The 21,077-nt window shown below is 47.0% G+C and carries 18 protein-coding genes and 1 other RNA gene; 13 read left to right on the top strand and 6 right to left on the bottom strand.

All coding sequences use genetic code 11. The features are described 5' to 3' along the window. Positions 1 to 196: 196 nt before the first annotated feature. Complete coding sequence (locus QUA74_RS06390; RefSeq protein ID WP_006632725.1) at positions 197 to 916, bottom strand: response regulator; 720 nt, start codon at positions 914 to 916, stop codon at positions 197 to 199. Between the two features lie 398 nt (positions 917 to 1,314). Here QUA74_RS06390 and QUA74_RS06385 point away from each other — a divergent pair, with 398 nt between their 5' ends. After that, positions 1,315 to 3,183, top strand: a complete 1,869-nt coding sequence (locus QUA74_RS06385; protein ID WP_333326210.1) for a PAS domain-containing sensor histidine kinase — start codon at positions 1,315 to 1,317, stop codon at positions 3,181 to 3,183. A gap of 31 nt (positions 3,184 to 3,214) precedes the next feature. On the opposite strand, the gene QUA74_RS06380 is transcribed toward QUA74_RS06385, so the two are convergent. After that, a complete protein-coding gene (locus tag QUA74_RS06380) occupies positions 3,215 to 3,580 on the bottom strand; it encodes a hypothetical protein (protein WP_333326208.1) in 366 nt (121 codons plus the stop codon). A 453-nt stretch (positions 3,581 to 4,033) separates the two neighbouring features. Next, entirely contained in the window at positions 4,034 to 4,168 is a 135-nt protein-coding gene (locus QUA74_RS29815) for a transposase (RefSeq protein WP_445251642.1), read from the bottom strand. A 164-nt stretch (positions 4,169 to 4,332) separates the two neighbouring features. On the opposite strand from QUA74_RS29815, the gene QUA74_RS06375 reads away from it, so the two are divergent. After that, the gene (locus tag QUA74_RS06375) at positions 4,333 to 6,072 is read left to right on the top strand and encodes an ABC transporter ATP-binding protein (protein WP_333326206.1); all 1,740 of its coding nucleotides are present in this window, start codon (positions 4,333 to 4,335) and stop codon (positions 6,070 to 6,072) included. A 610-nt stretch (positions 6,073 to 6,682) separates the two neighbouring features. On the opposite strand, the gene QUA74_RS06370 is transcribed toward QUA74_RS06375, so the two are convergent. Next, positions 6,683 to 7,210 (bottom strand): orange carotenoid protein N-terminal domain-containing protein, encoded by a 528-nt coding sequence (locus QUA74_RS06370; RefSeq protein ID WP_333326204.1) that lies wholly within the window; start codon positions 7,208 to 7,210, stop codon positions 6,683 to 6,685. Positions 7,211 to 7,537: 327 nt separating this feature from the next. Between QUA74_RS06370 and QUA74_RS06365 the strand changes: the two genes are divergently transcribed. Continuing rightward, positions 7,538 to 7,903 (top strand): hypothetical protein, encoded by a 366-nt coding sequence (locus QUA74_RS06365; protein ID WP_333326202.1) that lies wholly within the window; start codon positions 7,538 to 7,540, stop codon positions 7,901 to 7,903. 232 nt (positions 7,904 to 8,135) lie between these two features. Here the strand turns inward: QUA74_RS06365 and QUA74_RS06360 are convergent, their stop codons facing one another. Then, positions 8,136 to 9,272 carry a glycerate kinase gene (locus QUA74_RS06360; protein ID WP_333326201.1) on the bottom strand — a complete coding sequence of 379 codons (1,137 nt, stop codon included), beginning with the start codon at positions 9,270 to 9,272 and terminating at the stop codon, positions 8,136 to 8,138. Positions 9,273 to 9,642: 370 nt separating this feature from the next. On the opposite strand from QUA74_RS06360, the gene QUA74_RS06355 reads away from it, so the two are divergent. Continuing rightward, on the top strand, positions 9,643 to 11,847 hold the full coding sequence (locus QUA74_RS06355; protein WP_333326199.1) for a hypothetical protein: 2,205 nt from the start codon (positions 9,643 to 9,645) through the stop codon (positions 11,845 to 11,847). A gap of 60 nt (positions 11,848 to 11,907) precedes the next feature. Here the strand turns inward: QUA74_RS06355 and QUA74_RS06350 are convergent, their stop codons facing one another. Next, positions 11,908 to 12,240 (bottom strand): DUF565 domain-containing protein, encoded by a 333-nt coding sequence (locus tag QUA74_RS06350; protein WP_333326197.1) that lies wholly within the window; start codon positions 12,238 to 12,240, stop codon positions 11,908 to 11,910. 361 nt (positions 12,241 to 12,601) lie between these two features. Here QUA74_RS06350 and QUA74_RS06345 point away from each other — a divergent pair, with 361 nt between their 5' ends. From QUA74_RS06345 to ssrA, 9 genes are all read left to right on the top strand, one after another. Continuing rightward, entirely contained in the window at positions 12,602 to 13,171 is a 570-nt protein-coding gene (locus QUA74_RS06345; RefSeq protein ID WP_333326195.1) for a hypothetical protein, read from the top strand. Between the two features lie 321 nt (positions 13,172 to 13,492). After that, positions 13,493 to 15,466 carry a glycosyltransferase family 39 protein gene (locus QUA74_RS06340; protein WP_333326193.1) on the top strand — a complete coding sequence of 658 codons (1,974 nt, stop codon included), beginning with the start codon at positions 13,493 to 13,495 and terminating at the stop codon, positions 15,464 to 15,466. Positions 15,467 to 15,509: 43 nt separating this feature from the next. Further along, positions 15,510 to 16,037, top strand: coding sequence for a GNAT family N-acetyltransferase (locus QUA74_RS06335; RefSeq protein ID WP_333326191.1), 528 nt, complete (start codon positions 15,510 to 15,512; stop codon positions 16,035 to 16,037). 137 nt (positions 16,038 to 16,174) lie between these two features. Next, positions 16,175 to 16,417, top strand: a complete 243-nt coding sequence (locus QUA74_RS06330; RefSeq protein ID WP_333326189.1) for a hypothetical protein — start codon at positions 16,175 to 16,177, stop codon at positions 16,415 to 16,417. 215 nt (positions 16,418 to 16,632) lie between these two features. After that, positions 16,633 to 17,289 (top strand): serine protease, encoded by a 657-nt coding sequence (locus tag QUA74_RS06325; protein WP_333326187.1) that lies wholly within the window; start codon positions 16,633 to 16,635, stop codon positions 17,287 to 17,289. Between the two features lie 2 nt (positions 17,290 to 17,291). Then, positions 17,292 to 17,885 carry a hypothetical protein gene (locus tag QUA74_RS06320; RefSeq protein WP_333326186.1) on the top strand — a complete coding sequence of 198 codons (594 nt, stop codon included), beginning with the start codon at positions 17,292 to 17,294 and terminating at the stop codon, positions 17,883 to 17,885. Then, positions 17,882 to 18,151: a ParE family toxin-like protein gene (locus tag QUA74_RS06315; RefSeq protein ID WP_333326184.1), complete on the top strand. Its 270-nt coding sequence runs from the start codon at positions 17,882 to 17,884 to the stop codon at positions 18,149 to 18,151. Before QUA74_RS06320 ends, QUA74_RS06315 begins: the two co-directional genes overlap by 4 nt. Positions 18,152 to 18,285: 134 nt before the next feature. After that, on the top strand, positions 18,286 to 20,061 hold the full coding sequence (locus QUA74_RS06310) for a serine/threonine-protein kinase (protein ID WP_333326182.1): 1,776 nt from the start codon (positions 18,286 to 18,288) through the stop codon (positions 20,059 to 20,061). A gap of 234 nt (positions 20,062 to 20,295) precedes the next feature. Continuing rightward, positions 20,296 to 20,686: a transfer-messenger RNA gene (gene ssrA, locus QUA74_RS06305) on the top strand. Positions 20,687 to 21,077 lie beyond the last annotated feature (391 nt).

The following is a 21,077-nucleotide window of genomic DNA, read 5'->3' as shown; positions in this document are numbered from 1 at the left end:
TCTGCACTGGGATAGATGTGTAGTGAAACTATGCTATTATTCTAACAATAAACAATTCGTCGGCTGGTGCTGATGGCGCACCCTATTTTTTCGCCAACAATTAGTCAATTGGTGCTGATGGCGCACCTACTTTTTCGGTGGTAAGGTGCGCCATCAGCACCCTACTTTTAACTTGGTTTTGCCAGATGATAAGGCTTCATCCAACCAAGCCAGAACGCAGGGCGAGAACGGCTGCCTGAGTGCGGTCATCAGCGCACAACTTGTTCAAAATATTGCGGACGTGAGTCTTGACTGTACCGACAGTAATGTACAGCTTTTCGGCGATTGCAGCATTGCTGTAACCCTGCACGATCAGTTCCAAAACCTCTAATTCCCGCTCGGTTAAAGGGTAAGTCTCAATGATGTGACTGAACTCAGGTTCGGCAGCCTTAATTGTGACTCTTTTGCCCTCAGCCTTCGGTTCTTCCGGCGCGGACTCCTGAGTGCGAGCTTGTTTCAGGACGATGCGGGCGATCGCCGGATCGATCCAAGAGTTACCTTCGTGAGTTACTTTTACTACATCCAACAACTGATCGAAGCTGATATCTTTCATGCAGTAAGAGTCAGCTCCGGCGGCAAAAGCTGCCAGAACTTCTTCTTCATTGTCCTGAAAAGTCAGAATCAAAATTTTTGTATCGGGATCGGACTCCGCTACCGATTTTTTGAACTTTTGTGTAAGTTCAATGCCATCAAAATCCGGCAAGCCAATGTCTACAATTGCCACGTCAGGTTTTGAAGACTGAAGCAGTTTCAATCCCTCTGTAGCGTTAGCTGCATCGCCGACAACTTCTATAGTGTCACGCTGTTGTAAAGCTGTGCGGATGCCGACTCTTGTCAGGTCATGGTCTTCTATCAAAGCAACGCGAATTTTACTCATCTTTCTTCCAATAGTCCGCTAAACATTTAAAATATCGTCAACTGACCCAGCCAAACTGAGTAAATTTGAGAATGTGTCCCGATTTATGGTTTGACAGGCCGCACATCATTTTCAAGCATACTCATGCAGCCGCCAAGAAAGCAAGTTAATTTTTAAGTTCTTTGGCGGCGATGCCTGCACGACCCTTCATCGGGACAGGTAAGCTCTCAATGTTTCAACAGTTTAACTGAATTATCTCATTGTCCGCCCCTTGATAGAGGTAAAGATACCACTACCCGGATAAGTTTAAAGTATAAAAAATTTTGAGGCACTTGGGCCGTCAAAATAAATAAAGCTAGCAGTACGAGTCTTTAGCCGGTGTTAGGGCTCAAGTTCTATGGTTATTTATAAAACCTGTTATGACTCACTATCACGGCAAGAACTCTTTTCCCTCAGAGTTTTCCGACGGGGAAATATTACACAAAGTATCTGAAATAACATCCCCCCAACAGCAAGTTTGCGACCGCGAAACTCAGGACGATCGCCTGTGGGAGGCAACTCCTCACATAATTTGGAAAGCATATGCCGATGGCTGGGTGACTTATTTAGGTCAGTGCTGGGAGGAATATACGGGGGTACCAGCAGCAGCAGCTTTGGGTTTCGGCTATCTGGCGCAGATCCACCCAGAAGACCGTCCTCGTCTGTTGGCGAAGTCGCGCATTGGTGAGTTCCCGCCGCCAAGTTACGAAATTATATTTCGTCTGCGGACGCGACAGGGCACTTACCGCTGGAATCTGGCCAGAGCAACGCCCGCTAATCCAGAGAGTCAGGAAGTTTTAGAATGGGTGGGAACCTACACAGATATGGACGCGGTGCAACAAACTCAAGTGGATCCCCAAGCAGGATCAGAATTTTTGCCCCCTCAAGCGCGCTCGGAAGCCAACTTCAAAGCAGAAAAGTTGTGCGAAGCCGGGACGCTAAGGGACGGGGGGCGGGATTTGCACGCGATTGATCGGTTTACAAATCTGTTGAGCCAGCGCGCGGGTAACTTGGGTCAGTTGTTGCAAGCCATCGCGGACGCGACTGTAGAGGCGATCGCAGGAGCGGAATTTTGCCTAGTTGCTCTCCTGGAGTCCGATTGCAGCGGCCTCAAACTCAGCGCTGTCGGGGGCACGGAAAACTTTGGTGGGGGCAAAACCCCGCACGTGCAAAACAAGCTGCTGTGGAAAGCATTTGCGACGGGAGAGTCTGTACTGTGCCGGTCGGAGTCTAGCGACGGCTTGCTGCCGGCGGCGGCTTGTGCAGCGGCGATCGATTCGGGGCCAAGCGGGCGTTTGGGTGTGTTAGCCATCGGCAACGGGAAAGACAGCACGGCGATTGACCGGCATACTCAGCAACTGCTGGCGGTGATGGGAAAACAAGCTGCGATCGCAATTAACAACGCGCTGGCGATCGAAAAATTAAAAAAGCAGGAACAGCTTTTAGACTTGCAAAACGAGCTGCTAATTCGCCAGCAGGAAGAACTGGAAAATCAGGGCCGACGCCTTCAACAGCAAAAATTGCAACTGCTAGAAGCAGCCAAGTTAAAATCGCAATTTTTGGGCATCATGTCCCACGAATTGCGAACTCCCATGAATTCGATTATCGGCTTTTCCCAATTGCTGCTGCGCCAGCACAAACAACTGCTGACCGCCCAGCAAAAAGAAATGGTGGGGCGCATTTTACATAACGGCAAAAATCTGCTACTGCTGATTAACGATATCCTCGACCTCTCCAAAATCGAGAGTGGTCACCTAGAATTACAAATTGAAGAATTTGATTTAGCGCATTTAGTAATGGATGTCGCCCTGGAATTCAGAAATCAAGCCACCGAAAAGAATGTGGTAATGTCCGTCAGCGTGTGCTTGCAGGATCAGTTGATAGTTAATGACAAGTTGCGCCTGCGGCAAGTTTTGGTCAATCTCGTTTCCAACGCGGTTAAATTCACGCCTGGGGGCAGCATTGGCATTGAAGTGCGGGAATTAAATAGCGATCGGCTAATTATCAGTGTTCAGGATACAGGAATCGGCATCTATGAAACCGATCTTCCCCACATTTTCGACAAATTCCACCAAGCCGACCAAACCACAACCCGTCACTATTCAGGCACCGGTTTAGGACTAGCTATTTGTGCCTCTTTAGTAAAGATGATCCACGGCACAATTACTGCCGAAAGTCAACCCCAAAAAGGTTCGACATTTCGGATGGAATTCCCGCGAAAAATTTACCCTAAAAAACTCACTTGCTGAGTGAAAACATTATATAGAACCCATTTGACATCTAAGAAGAGGGTGCAAGCCTTTTAAGCATCAGTCGAATAAAACAAAGGTTGAGCTTGGCAGTCGCATTATCCAAAGTTCTCTCAAAGTTCTTGACTAAAATTTTGCATCTTTCCACCCAAGCATTTGACCGTTCTCTTCCCCACCTGGCTCTAACCAGTACAAATCCGGATTTTCTTTGTACTTTTTTGTCTGGTTTTGATGGTTTGTTCGAGAGTTCAAACTTGATTTTCGTCATGATTTGTGGATAAATCTTTTTTAATTCTTCTGTGAGATGTTCAGGGTGATAGCCGTGATCAAGTAAAATCGTAATCTTGGGAATATTTACAGGTTTAGACTTGAAATAATCGATGTTTTTACTCAACATCTCCATCTAACCAGCATCATCTCATACGCTAGCTTTAGTTCCGTGGGTAAAGAAGGGAAACCCAAGCCTATCAACCGCTAAGTGTCTTTTAATACCATTTATAGATTTGTAGAAACACAAACATGAATGATTCAATATTGGCATTACAAGTATTTTTAACTGAAGAGTGAGTTTATCATGATCAAAGTCGTCCATTTGGCTTTTTTTTGACCACGAATTTCTTGATGGTACCCGCCACGTGATTTATCCGTGGAATCAATCCCAAATCGAAAATCGAAAATCCTCAAGCCCCCGCATTTATCCGTGGGGTCAATCTAAAATCTAAAATCTAAAATCTAAAATCGATTGACCTGCTCACGCACTTGCGAATGTAATACTCTCATCAGCTCTTCTATCACTCACGGAGACCGCCACTGCTTGTAATGCCTATATAAGGTTGAGTACGGGGGCAAGTCACGCAGGTAAGTCTTGCCAATTGCAGCCATTCTTTAATTGATAAAAGATTCCATCCAAGATTTCTCTCTTTGTCCAGTTGGATGGTAAGCGTCTGCTTCTTCGTAGGCAATAGCTAATGTAGTATGGGTTCAATTAATTCCCATTCTGACTCCGTTAGGCTGCTACAGTAAGGCATGGCTGATGGTTTGTGCTTTTATGGTGACGTTAGCACAAGACCGTAAAAGATGATGTCAAATAGACTCTATACTCAAACAAAAGCTGATCAAAACCTACTCGATCATAATTCAGATAAGTCAATGCGTATTCTCTGGAATTACCTAAAGCCCTATCAATGGCTTGCCGTTCTATCGTTATTACTAGCCGGTATCAGCCAGGTTCTAGCACTGGTAGACCCGATTATTTTTGGGAAAATCATTGACGATTACGCCACCCAACGGGGAACCAAAACGGATGCAGAGCTAGTCTCTGGGGTGCTGGTGCTATTAGCGATCGCAGTCGCAGTTGCAGTATTATCACGACTCACCAAAGCTATACAAGAATACATGACCAGGCTGGTAGTGCAAAAATTTGGCACGCAGATATTTAACGACGGGTTACGACAAACACTAAGGCTTACTTATCAGGAATTTGAAAACCAGCAAAGCGGTGAAACGCTAGCCCTTTTGTTAAAGGTTCGCAGTGACACAGAACGCTTTATAAATTCGTTTATTAATACCCTATTTTCGTCAATCGTCGGAGTGGGTTTTCTGGTTTGGTATGCTGTGACCAAACATTGGGCACTGGTACCCGTATTTGTAGTTGGCGTGTTGGGTTTAGGGGGATTAACCGGACTTTTGAGCCAAAAAATCAAAGGACAACAACGCTCAATTATGCGCGAAACTTCTAAAAGCTCTGGGTTTATTACCGAGTCGCTGCATAACATTGAGCTGATCAAAAGTTTGGGGCTAACTTTCCCAGAGATTCGGCGTTTACAAGGACAAACCGTCCAAATCTTTGCCCTGGAAATGGAGAAAGTAAAACAAATCCGGCTCTTATCGTTTTTGCAGGGAACGACGCTTAGCTTGCTAAAGCTCTCCATTTTATTCACACTACTGTGGCTCATTTTTCGAGATGTGTTGAGCACAGGCGAGTTAATTGCCATGCAATTTATTTCTGTTTCTATTTTTGCGCCGCTGCAAGAACTGGGCAACATTATTCTGACCTATCGTGAAGCCGAAGCATCGTTGCAGCACTTCGATCAACTGATGCAAAAACCGATTGAACGCCGACCTGAATCACCCATTGAGATTGGACAGGTGAATCGTTTGAGCTTCTCAAACGTTGTCTTTCGACATCAGGGAGCATCTCAAAATTCTCTGGATGGAATTTCTTTTGCGGCAAATCTGGGGGATACAATCGCCTTTGTTGGGCCTTCAGGGTCGGGGAAATCAACATTGGTAAAATTGCTAGTGGGCTTATATCAACCTAGTACCGGAGAAGTATTTTACAACGACATTTCCACCAAAGATATTCGGTACAACCAGGTACGGCGACAAATTGGATTCGTCACCCAGTCCACCCATTTATTTGCAGGCACAATTAAGGAAAACCTGCAATTTGTCCAACCGGATGCTACCGATGCAGAAATTATTGCAGCACTCAAACAAGCATCCTGTGACAATTTACTAGCCCAATCGGAACAAGGTATCAATACAATAATTGGTGAAAGCGGTGTCAAATTATCGGGCGGTGAAAGGCAGCGGATTTCCATTGCCCGCGCCTTGATTCGTCAACCACGGCTGTTGATTTTCGATGAGGCAACATCTGCGTTAGATTCTCTGACCGAAGAGCAGATTACTGAAACAATTAAAGAAATTTCAGCCCTGAAAGAGCAAATTACAATCTTGATTGCCCATCGATTGTCTACGATTATGCACGCCGATCCGATTTTTGTTTTGGAAAAAGGTCGAATCGTGGAGAGTGGAAACCATGATGAACTGGTGACTCAGAAGGGGCTTTACTACGCCATGTGGCGACAGCAAATCGGAGAACGCTAACCGGAATGTCATTAATCAAGTTTGACTTACATTTAACCTCCAGCTTTAACCTCAAGGCAGGTTTCGTAGATACACCCGCTAGATTAAGAATTGTCAGCAAACCAAATTGTCTCACCTTTTCTAACAGCGTTGCCAAGATGGGGGGCATTTCGCCATTCAAGACATCCCCATCCCCTTGCAGCCGCGTTACCTGTCCCAAGTAGAACTCAGCCAGTTTGCACCCGGCTTCTACGCGGCTTACAGGAATGGACGAAACAACATCAACTTCCCCGGTGGCCGTTTCCCAAAGAATATCGAGTAAACCGATTAGTTGCCCTGCTTGACCAGGTATCTTGGCGATCGCGGCCTGTAAACCGGGATGAGTTACGTGGCGCTTGTGCTCATCCTTCTCGTCATGCCAATCATCAAAATAGTTCTGACCTTTTATTTTTTAAGAAAAGATGTCAAATCGGTTCTATAGCAGTAAGGTGCGCCGAAGAGCACCCTACTTATACAGGACTAAGGCAAAAAAAGGTTTGACCTGCAAATTGTCACGGTAAGGTAGGCAATTTAGTCCACAGAGACGAACTTCGTTTGACTCTCAGCAGCGGTTTGAACTGTCGAGTCTTATCTAAAGACTAGAAGTTTTCCCTACTTCGGCCTGAGTAGCAATTGGTTTAACATCGGTGTAGCCCATATTATTAGCTACGTCACGCAGCACCGAAATTTGCTGTTCAAAATCAAGACCTTCAATGTGACCCAACACGCCATTGACAGCCTCAGTTGCCTCATATCCTTCAGGGATATCGACAATTGTTTCCCCCATACCAATAGCCCAAGCATACCAAACCACCAACTGATTGTTAGCAGTTAAAGCTCCGTAAGCGTGAGAATACGGCGTGTCGTCGCGGTTGACAATACCGCGCATTATATTCAGTTGTTGGTCATGGGAAAGCTTGTAAAAATCATCGAGCAGCATGGGAGCTAATTGTGGGTCGGCGGCGGCGGGAGCGGCTGGTGTAACTGAATCTCCCATTTTTTCATAAACAAAGTAGAGCAGCGCCAGTTTTTCATCTGTACCCAACCCGTTGATTGCCTGAACGATGTTTTGAGTGTCGTTGGAGAGAGAGTGAGGATTGGTCGCGGCGGGTGAGTTCATAAATAAAATTCCTTAAAAATGTTTCCAGAATATATAAGTATCAAGATTTGTAAGTGCAAGTCACCATCCCCGAGAGGTAATACGATTTTAGATTTTAAATTTTAGATTTTAGATTAAACAATGGGGAAGGGCTGAGTATGTATGGGTTGGGAGCTTGCCTAAAGCTGCATTCTTTTCGGAAAGTGGTGTAATGTTAAGGCACTACCCTAGAATAAATCATTCTTAAGATAGAAGCCAACGATACATCTCCGGGTAGATGAAAAAGCCTGGGATTCAAGTGATAATTGATACAGTGAATTGTTAAATAAAACTAGCAAGGAGTCGGCTATGTCTGAAATCAATACAGAACCCAATAACACTGAAAACTTTGACGCTGCTCAGATCACTGAAAGCGCGCAAGCTGGAGAACAAAAGTTGCCGACCGTTGATGTATCAGCAGACTACGAAGCTTCAAAAGAATTCAGCGTTAGTGAAATCGATCGCACGGGTGCCGGCGCCGAAGCTGCAGCCGCTGCAACTGCACCTAAATTTGCTATTCCCGCTCCTAAAGATATCCCCCTTCCGGCAGATTCAAGCGGTAATCCCGCTGATTTTCGTTCGATGGCTCAGGACATTACGCCCGCAGGTATCCCGGGCAATGTTACCGACGATTTGATCCAGAAAGCGATCGATCTTGGGACTCCCGGCAGTTAATTTAGAAATTCTCCATCCTCGATGCAAAACCTCTGTATTGTAGGGTGCTTATGGCCCGCCTTACCCCTCTAATTCGCGCGTCAAATCACTTTTTTCATAAGTCCTGAATTGTCAAGTGAGTGCACGATAAGCTGCAATACAGTATGGACACAACATTGTTGTGTCCTTAAAGGCTGCAATAGGGTAGGGACACAACATTGTTGTGTCCTTAAGGGGTTAATTTTAACTGTTCCTAATCACTTAGTTGTAAGTCGATCGCCCGACAAATTTGGCCGACAGTGCGATCACCCAAAACTTCAATTACTAAATCCACCCGATCGCCCTCCAGCATCGACTTAATAAATAACTCGGGATGCAGCGCTTTCCAGAAATATTCGACAAACCGATTAATTTCAGCTTCTGACATTCCCGACTTCCCCGCCGCCATCATTTCCCGTTCCGCCTGATTGCGCCAGACTTGAGAAATGCGATAATCTTGGGGATACAAAACCATCAACCGATCTAATCGGTTCCACAGCGGCAGATAGTCGTGCAGCTTCGCATTCATATCGCGCGCAAACTGACAGTCGCCCTCTGTGGAAATCGGAAACGGTGCACCCGCCAAAAACTCATTTAATTTGGCATCAACCACCGGATTCACACCGACAAACCAACCTTCAAACAGTACAATATCCACAGCGGAAATAATTTCGGGTTGACTTCTATCTCCTGCACCTCCATAGGCAGATTTGTCAAACCTGGGAATTGCTATATTTTTAATTATATCCGGTTTGAGGGCATCAGATTTGGGATTCTCAACTGCTGCTAAATTGTGAGTTAGAGAACCGCGTAAATTGTCTAAAACTGCGATTCCCAAGTCAAGATCGTGAGTGCCGGGGGGGCCGCGCCAAATTAAACGCGGGTCGGCTTTTTGGAGTAGTTGGCGATCGGCATAAGTCTTGTAAAGATCGTCTAAAGAAAGGCTGACTGTAGAATATCCCAATTTTCCCAAAATCAGCCTCAAAACTTGGCATAAAGTAGTTTTTCCCGTTCCTTGCCCTCCTAAAATTCCTTGAATTAAAGGACGGTTTAAACTTTGTTTGGCAGTCGATAATTGCATTGCCAGCGGCAGCCAAAGATGCCACAAAGTTTCGAGAAAAACAGTTGACTTGAGGGGGAAAGTATACAATTCGTCAAGCAGAGAAAAGAACAAATCGGTTTTGCAGCGGACAACATCGGCTGCATTGTCGGGAGTAATGCCAAAAGCGCGCGATCGGAAATTATCCGCAAGTTCCCAAGCGGTTAGCAATTCTAACTCGCGGGCGATCGCCCGATCGCCGATTCTCCATCTTTCTAAAATTTCTAGAGGATTTAAGTTCGATCGATCCATCTTTTTCAATCTCGCGATCGGACGCGGGGGCAGTTCCCTACAAATTTTTAAGTGTACCTCAACCATGTCAGAAAAGCTATACTTACTTGCAACTCGGGGCGTTGCTTAATCAGGGTATGAAAAAAAATCAGTTGAAAATCCCGAAGCGTTATGAATACTGGTTTCTATGATTTGCATATTTAGCCTTTCCTACCGTAAATCAGCAACGCCCAACTCTGAATGGCTAATGCTTTCTATGCTCTCAATACTCATTATATTTATATTGTAATTGAAAATCATCGTCGATCGCGGCTCGCTCGGTTGCCGAATGCCGATCGGATTTATCGTATAATTTTCAAACGCCCATCGATTCGATTACTCTTCACAAAATATGCTGGAAATCGATTCATTGTTCAACGAATCCTATTATATTAGAACCTACCCAGAAGCCAAAGCGCAGGCGATCGGCGGACTGACTCACTTTTTGAGTGTTGGTAACCAGAAAGGTTACAATCCGAGCCCATTGTTTGATACGCAATTTTATCTCTCAGCCTATCCAGGTGTGGCAGAGGCGGTTCAGGCAGGCAAGATAACGGCGATCGATCATTTCATCAGTTACGGTCAGTACGAAGGGCGCGATCCGATTACTGAATTTAACACTACTGAATATCTTCAGAAAAATCCCGATGTGAGGGTGGCGATCACCACCAGCGCCGCACAGCCTGACCCTTTGACAGCATATTCCCATTTCGTCAAATTCGGTCAGTTTGAAGGGCGCGAGATCGGTGCTAAATTCAATGCTACATACTACTTACAAGCGAATCCTGACGTAGCAGTGGCGATCGCGACAAACCCCGGAAAACAACTCAGTCCCCTTCAGCATTATCTGGAATACGGTATGCAGGAAGGTCGCGCCGCAATCCCGCCGCTCCTGCAGCCATTGCCAACCCCCTCGATCGCAGCAAAATCTGTTTTCTCGACAGACGCAGACGGGTTTAGCTTTGCTAACTATAAGTCATCACCGCAGTATGCCACCCTCAGTCCGGTGGAAATGCGCCGGATGTTTGGCGATGTCGTCTTGGCGAGTCCAGTCCGCAGTGACGGTAGTTTTTCCTTGACTCCAACCGCCGAGAAGTGGATGGAGTGGGCGAACAGCACGATGGAAGATGGCTTTTGTGAAGGGCTTTCGGTGCTGAGTTTGTTGATGTACCAAGGAAAGATTCGTCCCCAAGATTTTGGAGCGGAACGGGCGGCGGATTTGACTGTGGAGGGGAACGCGAAGTTGCAGCGCGAGATTGCTTATTGGTATGCCACCGCTTTGGTCGATCGGGACACCACGGTCAAAAGTTCCCCTAATGATGTTTTAGCAGCTCTGCGGAATAGTTTTAACACTCCAGGCTCGGCGGTGGGGACGTTGCGGTTCGCTAATCCCGATGGTTCCGGGGGGCATTCCGTCGCGCCGATTAGCTTAACTGAGTTGCCCAATAATCAGGTATCCATCAAGGTTTACGATGGCAATTATCCCAAAGAACACCGGGAAATTATCATCAATACAGCAGCGAATACGTGGTTTTATTCGCCGGATGCAACGTTAACGGAGGATGACTATCGCGGCGATGCTCAGAGCCAAACCCTGGGTTTTGAGCCGATAGATCCCCGCCTCGGAACGCAACCCTGGGCTTTCTCGGCTGCGACTGCATCGAGCGCACCACCAGATCGATCGGCCGCACAGGCCAACAGCACACCGTTTAACTTGCCACTAACCGAAAACGCAATCCCGATATCAGTGCCCCCCATAGCAACGTTCAACAACCTCAATCTATTGATTGGAGATATAAGAATATTACCTACTAATATTCAAACAAACATCGATAGCTCGTATACATCCTATCAGGGTGCTTTGGGAACACAAGGGAATGAAGCTAGTAGGTTTTTTCCTAACGCGCCCAAGATCGAGATAACATTTCCTAGCAGTCTGCGTTCTTGGGAGAACCCAGCTCAGACTTACTACACTTTCTCCAATGATGGGTTCGTGAGCTTCGATCTCAAAGCCCCCAGCCAACCCACAGACTCTGAGTTTGTCAGCTACCTCGGCTCTGGCTATGTGTTTGAGGTCGATGGTTTGGATTTGGAACCCAATCAAACCGATAAAATTTTCATTGTTCCCACCGACTCGGAAATTTACTACACTACGCAAACTGGGAAAGTTCCAGAGCTATTCCTGGGGTTTGAAACACCCGAGGCGGATTTTAGTTTTTTCCTCAATGATTTTGAGCTAGAACCGAATGATACGGTTGTGCTGGATATTGATGCAGAGTCGCGTTTAGTGCGGATGCGAGTGGTCACGTCATCACCGACAGGGGATACAATTTTCAGCCTCGCGATGGAGCGGATTAGGGATGAAAGCATTGAGATATTCGACTCGGCGGATAATGGCATCACCTTGGCGGATAACGAAACCTTGCTGATTGACTACAGTAGCTGGGATGGCAATGGCAAGCCGCTTCGTTTGGGCTATGACGAGAACCAGAACGGTTTGCTAGAGCCTGAAGAGGAATTTGTGGTCTCGGATGTGGGCGACACGATCGAGGATTAGGTCGGGGAGTATCAATTGAGATCCACCCTCTTTGCCCGCCTAGAATGACGGGCATTTTTGTTAGGAACCCAGTTTGAAAGCCTCCACAAATAAATTGTAAGTCAGGCCAATTTTCAGAGCATTGAGCATCTCCACCCAAAAAGAACGGGCTACAGGCCGCGGGCCGCCGTAAACCAGCCAGCTCGCGAACTCAGTCAATAACACCAACAGCCCGGCTGCGATAATATCCCAATCCGCAGACTGTCCGGCGATCGTCGAAATAGCTGTTCCCAAAAAAGTGCCGAATAGCAGACTAATTAGCAGGAGGGAAATCCGCCGCCAAGGATTGCTCAGCCAGCCTCGGAATCGCTCGCCGAGAACATCAATTAATCTGTTAATTCGGGTATTCTGCATAAAAGTTATACCATTTGAGATGAGATATTAGAGATTTGAGATGGGGAATCACTGATAAATACTGGGGTTTGGAGCAATGGCTTATAGTGGCATTGTTTTTTTCAACTGGTATTAAAAGTTATACCGATGAGTAAACAAATGCCCCTCCCGACCAACTTCAAATCCTTACCGGGGTCAGTATGTCGCAATCTAAAATCTAAAATTTAACATCTAAAATGGTATTGAGCGATCGGCGACTTATAGCCGAGAACGCTCAAGTAATTAAGTGTAACTGTATCTTGTGACACAGCAGACCCTGGTTTTACATTAAAAATAGTTAAGACTAATTTCGGGTGCAGCCTATCCTTTAAGCCTAAAATTTATGAATCTTAAAATTTACCAGATCGTAATTGGAGTGTCGATCGTCCTAGTTACAGGAATGTTTCTAGGCCGTTTTGAAATCACTATCTCCAACGGTTCAAATCCTTCCAGCGATTGGCCCTCACAAGCCACCGCACATCCCCGCACACCCCCGGTTCCGACAGCTTCTGCAGGCACCGCCAGCGAGCCCAAGCCCGACTCAACACCAACCCCCCCAGATCCAGAGGAGGAATTGCTTTCCTCAATCCCTATAAATGTTAAGGCCTCCGGCCGTCTGCGCGTTAGCAATCGCAGCGAACACCCAGTGCGAGTGGCCCTGCTGTCGAAACGGCAAGCCAAGGAATCCTACGGCAAACCCGCGCACTGGGATTTTGCGCCGGGGGAAGGCGGCGGCAAGGGCCTGATGCTATCGCTGCCGGAGGGGAATTTACAAGTCAAACGGGGAGACATTCTGGTGGTTTTTGCTCAGGATGGTTCTCGCCGCTACTGGGGGCCTTTTGTCGCTGGGGAGACACCCTCGCCGGCTTGGAACAGCACAGCCGGAGAATGGCAATTAATTTTGCAGCCGTGAACGCTTAGCAGCAGGTGCCGAGATTTTGGTCGAGAAAGCCGGTTGATACGGTCTTATTGAGAATGGTGCAAGATGTGAGTTAACCTCACATAGCGGCATCATTATATAGAACAGGCAAGATGCCTGTTCCACAAAGAGTGAATTTTCTTGTGGGGAGTAGGGGGTTGGGCAGGAGATCCCGCCCATGAAAGCCTTGTTGAGAATGGTGCAACATCTCTGTTGAACCGCATTCGATCAAATTGGGAGTTTCGAGAATGCGAATCTTTCGATAGACTCTCTAAGCGAGCTAAAATTTAAAATCTAAAATCGCAGGAAGTTTGGGTGAAGGAAGTTATTAAAAATTTGTCAGAGTTGAGGAATCGCCCGTTAGCGAAGCCCGCCCCTACGGGGGCTACGCCAACGAAGAGGATCGCACCTTTGCTGCTATCGATTTTATGGCTGTGCGCGATCGCCTGGGTGGGTTTCTTGTGGAATCTCGGCAACATCGGTTTAGTTGACGAAACGGAACCCTTGTTTGCCGAAGCCGCCCGTCAAATGACGGTGACAGGGGATTTCATTACTCCTTATTTCAACGGCGAAACCAGGTTTGACAAGCCACCGTTGATTTACTGGCTGATGGCGGTGGCTTACCGCACTCTGGGCGTTAACGAATTGGCCGTGCGTCTTCCCTCGGCTTTGTGCGCGATCGGTCTGACTTGCCTCGGATTTTATACCCTCTCCAAGGAAGAAGGAAGAAGGAAGGAGGAAGAAGGAAGAAGGAAGGAGCAAGAAGGAAGAAGGAAGGAGCAAGAAGGAAGAAGGAAGGAGGAAGAAGAAGGAAAATTCTTCCCCACTCAAAACTCAAAACTCAAAACTCGCCGTCTCCCACTCTTTTTTTCTACTCCTTGGATTGGTGCTGCCCTAATAGCTTTAAATCCCCAAACTATTGCCTGGGGACGGACTGGCGTTTCAGATATGCTATTAGTTAGTTGTATGTGTGCGGCACTGCTCGCATTTTTTCTCGGTTACACCCTCGAAGAACAGAGAGAAAAAGCAGAATTTTCCCCTGTTTCCGCTTCCCGATTTCCCAATAAGTGGTATCTGACTTTTTACGTACTAATTGCCTTAGCAATTCTGGCTAAGGGGCCTGTGGGAATTGTCGTCCCAGCGCTGATTGTTGGCAGCTTCGGGCTTTATTTGGGAAATTTTCGGCAACTTTGGCGTGAAATGCGTCCGGTGTCGGGAATCTTGATTATTCTGGCGATCGCCCTACCTTGGTACATTTTCGTTATTTTAGCCAATGGTCAAACTTATATTGACAGCTTTTTTGGCTATCACAATTTCCAGCGTTTTACTGGAGTAGTCAACAAGCACTCTGCCCCTTGGTATTTTTACTTTTTTGTAGTGCTAGTTGGTTTTGCACCGTGGTCGATTTATTTGCCTGTGGCGATCGCCCGTACCCGTTTTTGGCAGCGCAGTTACTGGCGTCGTCAACCGCGATCGGCTCAGTTGAGTTTATTTGCCCTATTTTGGTTCGGCTGCATCTTTGGCTTTTTCACGATCGCCGTGACCAAATTGCCCAGTTATGTATTGCCTTTAATCCCCGCCGCTGCGATTTTGGTAACGCTGCTGTGGAGCGATATTATTGCAAGCAACGAACCAGAAAACAGGCGGGCAAAGTTAGAAAAAAAACCTAATTCTTTACCGCGAGGGCTGTTAGTTACATACATTTTCAATGTCATATTTTTATTAATTATAGCCGGAGCAACTTTCTACTGCTACAACTGGCTCGGAGACGACCCGGCTATGCCCAATTTTCCCCAAGCAATTCAGCAGTCGGGGTTGCTGATTGTCGGCGGTGCGATTTGGATAATTACAGCAGTGGCGATCGCACTTTTACTCTGGAAGCGGCAACAGCGCTGGATTTTGGTTGCTAACCTTATCGGGTTAGTAGCATTTATCATCTTCGGTCTTACTCCGGCCTACAAAGTGGTCGATATCAACCGCCAGTTACCCCTGAGACAGCTAGCGCAGGTTGCGGTTCAACAAAAACTGCCTGGGGAAGAGTTTATTATGGTTGGTTTCTGGAAACCAAGTCTAGTTTTTTATACCCAAGGGCAGGTGACTTACTACCGAGCTGTCACAAAGGCGATCGACTACATTAAGGAATCTAAAAACCCAACTTCTCCCTCTATTTTGGTGCTGGGATATCCAGAGAAATTTGTGCAATTAGGATTGCAGCCCAATCAATATCAATTGGTGGACAGTCGGGGGGCTTACCAACTCGCTAGGGTTCCGAGAACTGCGTTTCGATAGCGTCTATAGTGTTATTTCATAATGGGTTAAACAAGGTAGAAAAATGATTAAAACTAACAATCTTCAACTACTTCCCGTCGAAAGGATTCACGTAGAAGCTTTCTTGCGCAATAAAAGCGAGCTTGCAGCAATTTTAAATGTCATAGTGCCTAATAGCTGGCCTCATTTCCCGGAAGCATTTTCCCTCCCTGCTGACGAATCTTGCGAATCCAATCCGCCTCCAACTGACTGGGGCAACTACTTCTTTATTCATCCCAAAAATGAAGTGCTTGTCGGCAATGGAGGTTTCAAAGGCTCACCTGATGAGTCGGGGACTATAGAGATAGGTTATGAAATTGCTTCCGAATATGGGAATCGTGGATTTGCAACTGAGGTGGCACAGGGAATGATCGATTATGCTTTCGCTCACGAGGAGGTGAAAGCAGTCATCGCTCACACTTTAGCTGAAAAAAATGCCTCGAATAGCGTGTTGCAAAAAGTGGGAATGAAGTTCATTGCAGAGGTGGACGATCCTGAAGAAGGCAAGATATGGCGATGGCAAATAAGCAGGGATGAATATCATCCGACTTGAACTGTAACGCCGTTTGGCTGTTTAAGTCACTGGTTTTGGCGGTAATTTGAAGGTTCTCGGTTGGAGCATTAAATCTGGCAGATTGAATAAAAGCTATAATCTAGTCACTACCTAAAACCCGAAGAGCTGAGCATACAATGGTTTCAATTCTCAACAAACCCTCCTCGTTAATCCATGAGATTTGCATTGAAAAAGTCGATCGGTGGAAGTTGTTCAAATTTAGTGAATCGCTCCAACAGCGCATGGAACAATTGTTAGAGAAGAAGAAAGCAGACCAACTAATGGCAGATGAGGCAGCGGAACTCGACGCCATTGGGGAATTAGATCGCATCTTTACCCATATCAATGCAATGAGGGTGGCTCAAGATGTCAATCAGTGAGCCGACGAGACAGACGGTTCGAGAAAGAGCGAGCTATTGCTGCGGCAATTGATACTCTGATAAGGTATGATGTTAGAGTTGCGGTACGATTTACTCGACTTAGAAACATAACTTTGATGATTGCGCGGTATGCTCTCTCAATGAGAGTGTTATATTTAAGTGGCGGTAAATTAATAGTTATATGGCAAGTTCATACTTTAATCGTAAGAAGTCAAATGTCATACTCATCTCTCGCCAACATGGTATTTGCGGTCGGACGAAACGGAGCAAATGGGGTATCGCTGCTTGGTACAGCAACTCTACTAAATAGTCCCGGAAAGTTTGTTACGGCTGCCCATGTTACTAATAAAGATGAGCAAAATCTGGTCGTGGTTGTAAAACCTTATAATTCGAGCATCAATGACTATCAAGATACTTCTGATTCTCAAGTTCAGATGATTCCGGTTCGCATTGAAGCTATTGATCCTTTCACAGATTTGTGTATTTTGTCTGCCGATATTGATGCGTTCTCTAATATATCCATGGGTAGCACCGATCTTCTTAATTTTGGCACTGTTGTTGATATTTTTGGTTATCCTCACGCAGATCATGGAAGATTGGTACTCACTCATCAACGAACTGAGATAGGTGCAAGAATCTTAATTAAAAATGGAATAGTCAAAACCAAGCAAGTCGTACTGAACACTCAAGCTCGCCCAGGTCAATCTGGCAGCCCTATATTCTCTGCACAAACTACAGTGCTTGTTGCTATCCTGATTGGGTCATATGCTCCGGGTGGTGGAGGTGGTATTTCATTGGGTGGAGTAGATCCGCATACCCTCCATCAGACTACTCATGCGGTCTCTGTTGAGTACGTTAGGGAAATGTTGTAGATATGGAAAATAAATTAGAACAATTATTTCAGGTTGATAATGAAGAGTGGCTCACAACGCTGCCTACATACCAACAAAAAATGATAAAGCAGTTAGTGGATTCCACTAACTCTTACGAAGAGGCAGCGAAACAGTGGCTCAATGCAATGCCAGAGAACACATTCCCATTTGGAGCCGAACAACCGAGAAATATATTTATTGAAAAAGTCCGGGATGAAATTGAAAAATTCTTAAGCGGCGATGAAAAATACGCTGATGAACACAAACAGCTACTTTCTTCGTCAGAGGTACTACAAAAAACTCTTGTGAGTTCTGTTTCAGCAGCAATCGCCCCAGTAATAGGTAAAGCAGCCGCCTACATCATGCCTGTTGTTGTTCTTGTATTCATGACAATGACTAAGATGGCGGATCAACCCATGGTTATGGCAGGACAGAGTAGTAATACAGTGTTATTGTCTGAAGCTGACTCGGCAGACGATATGCGTTGGGATCAAGCATTCTCCCGTTCCCCCGATGCTCTTGCTAAACTCGCAGCGGCCGCAATGGCTGAGTATCATGCAGGCAAAACCCAAGAACTCGATCCAGAAAAATTGTGAATTCACGCACTACAATCGAGTTCCGTAAATTATTTGCTGATTTACCTCAACAAGTTAAAGAGCAGACGCGCGCGGCCTATCGCCAGTTCAAAGAAAACCCAAGTCATCCCAGCCTGCGTTTCAAGAAGGTGCATCCAGAGTTACCAATCTATTCTGCCCGAATTAGCCAAAACTATCGAGCAGTTGGTCAGTTGGATGGAGACACTGCGATCTGGTTTTGGGTTGGTTCACACGCAGATTACGATAAGTTGCTGGGGCAGTTGTAGCACCATACGTGGAATCGATTCGGGAAGGAATGGCAACGCCGATCGCAATCCTAGATCGCCATTTAGACTGGTAACTTGGCCGACCATACGTGCCATAATCAGCCATATTATCTGGTACGCGATCGCCTGAACCTATGGATGCGCTAATCGGCAAAACTTTACAGGGTGGAAAGTACACCCTCGAACAAGAATTGGGCCGCGGCGGCTTTGGAATTACTTTCAGGGCAAATCACCGCTATTTAGGACAGCCTGTAGTCATTAAAACCCTCAACGAATCTCTGCGGCAGCAACCCAATTTTGCTGAGTTCGATCGCAAGTTTCAAGACGAAGCGAGGCGGTTGGCTTCCTGCGTCCATCCCAATATTGTGCGCGTCAGCGATTTTTTTGTCGAAGACGGGCAGCCTTACATGGTGATGGATTACATAGCCGGTCAGAATTTGGGCGATGTAGTCGGTTCAAATAATCCGCTGCCAGAAAATATTGCAATTCTCTACATCACTCAAATTGGGGCTGCGTTGAAGGCAGTTCATCAAAAGGGTTTGCTGCACCGAGATATCAAACCACAAAACATTATTTTGCGCCAAGGTACTCAGGAAGTCGTGCTGATTGATTTTGGAATTGCCCGCGAGTTTACTCCTGGTGCAACCCAAAGTCATACTAATATGGTGTCCGACGGCTACGCGCCCCCAGAACAGTATTTCGCCCAAGGAAAATATACGCCCGCCACAGATGTTTACGGTATGGCGGCGACGCTTTACACTTTACTGACAGCACAGGTGCCGGTAGCTGCAATTTTGCGTACCAGTCAGCCGATGCCTTCACCCCGCGACTTGCGGCCTCAGCTAAGTGCGACTGTCAGCTCTGCGGTGATGCGGGGGATGACCGTAGAAGCTCAAAATCGCCCTGCTACCGTGGATGAGTGGCTGTCGCTGCTGCATGGGCAGCCTCTTGGTGCAGCGTCGCCGAGCACCGGGCCGACGGTGGCGGTGATTCCGGGACACGGGCCTCAGTCGCCTGCGGGTTCCAGAACAGCGCCTGCAGTGGTGCCTTCAGGGAACAACAACCGCAAGGTTTGGTGGATTTTGGGGTTCGTGGCGATCGCACTTATTGTTGCAGGTTTTGTCGGTATTGCTAGGGTTTTCCTCAACCGGCCGTCTTCGGAACCCGCACCCGTAGCCCAGGACGATCGCACTTCGGCCCCGGCCGATCCACAGGCGCGCTCAAGCCCCGCACCAATTCCCGCGCCGACACCAACGCCTTTCTCGCCGACTCGCAGAGAAACTCCAGCCCCTGCTGCTGAAACTCCAGCGCCCGCTGCTGAAACTCCAGCGCCTGCTGCTGAAACTCCAGCGCCTGCTGCTGAAACTCCAACACCAGCGCCAACACCAGCGCCTTCTCCCGAGGCAGCCGAACCCACACCAACAGAAAAACTTGTTGACAAAGAGTTGCCACCAGATCGATCGCCCGCACCCAGCGAACAACCGGGAACCAATTATCAGAAGACTCCCACAATCCCTGGGTATGCCGTTGGTACGGCGGAAAGTCAGATTTTATCCGAATTGGGAGAACCGACTGACTCTCAAGCGCGGGGCTATTGGCCAAATACTCGCACCGCACTTTACGAAGTGCTGCCGAACCGGATTACTCTCGGCTACATTTACGATCGCGATTCGGGCGAGCTAGTACAAACAGAGGGTTCTTTTGCCCAGTCGGTGGACGATTTGGTGGTGCGAACCGCCTTAAACGGGATGGTGGGCGGCGCCAGCGGGGAGATTTTGCAAGGCTTGGGCGACGTGCAGCAGCGCCGGAGTAATCGGTTTACGTTTAGGAAGGGTTCGCTCGAAGGGATGATCGAACGCAATGAGCGCGATCGGATTTACATCGGCGTCTGGGACGACAACTTGCATTAAACTTGGCATGGCTGACATTTTGTACCCTTGTCAAGAAACCTGGGCGGGCTCTTCGGCCCACCCCACAGGAAAACTTAACTCTTGTGCAAAAGGCCGGAAAGCCTGTTCAAGAAAATGGTACACGATGTAAATATTCCCGACTCAGCTTTGTGCCAAAATCGAAAATCCAAAATCGAAAATCCAAAATCGACTTGACGCAACACGAAATATTGTCTATCATAAAAGAACACACGAGGGGCTGTAATGGTTTCGACAGGGTGGCGAAAGCTGCTCCGTGATGCAGGTCGAGAGGGAGTCTACTCTCGTTAATATCGGCTCAAAAAAAATAGTAAATGCGAACAACATCGTTCCTTTCGCTCGCAAAGCCGTAGCTGTAGCCTAAAAACTTCTTGAGCTTGGTTTAGAGTGTATGCCACCTCACTCCGTTAACGGTAGCATAACAACCCCCAACGGATGCCCTAGCTAAACGTTTCTAGTCGGCTAGCTGGGAAAGCAATCACTAGAAAATCCCCCCATTTGGGATAAAGATGGTTCCCGCCCTGAGGATTAGAAGGGATAAACCTGTGAACGATCGGAAGGTAAATACCCGCTTTGGACGGCAGTTCGATTCTGCCCAGTTCCATAAAAAAAGTGACGTAAAATCAATGGTTTAAACCATTTGAAAGCCACTTTAAAGCATTAAAAGGGCCCAGAGTTAACTCTGGGCCCTTTTGTTTGGCCTATATCTGGCTTATAGCTGAGTCTAGATCCCCCTCGCATCCCAGGGCTGTTTCATTCTCAGGAAAATCAGGGTTTTGTAGGGGTAGTGCCCCCGTGCCTACCCCCCACGACCATCGAATGGCCGTTTCAGGCATCGGGGCAACCACGGGGGGTTTGCCCCTACAGATATTGTTTCCCCCTGTTATTAAGGGGGGCTAGGAGGGATCGAGGTTTGAGACACGAGAGTGCATAAATCCAGATTGATTTCTTACTCAAAATCGATCGGGCACTCAACAGCCAACAGCCAACAGTCAACA

It is taken from the genome of Microcoleus sp. LAD1_D3 (genome assembly GCF_036702135.1).
Classification (GTDB): domain Bacteria; phylum Cyanobacteriota; class Cyanobacteriia; order Cyanobacteriales; family Microcoleaceae; genus Microcoleus.
The sequence above is the reverse complement of the archived record's forward strand: the minus strand, read 5'-3'. Positions and strand labels throughout refer to the sequence as shown.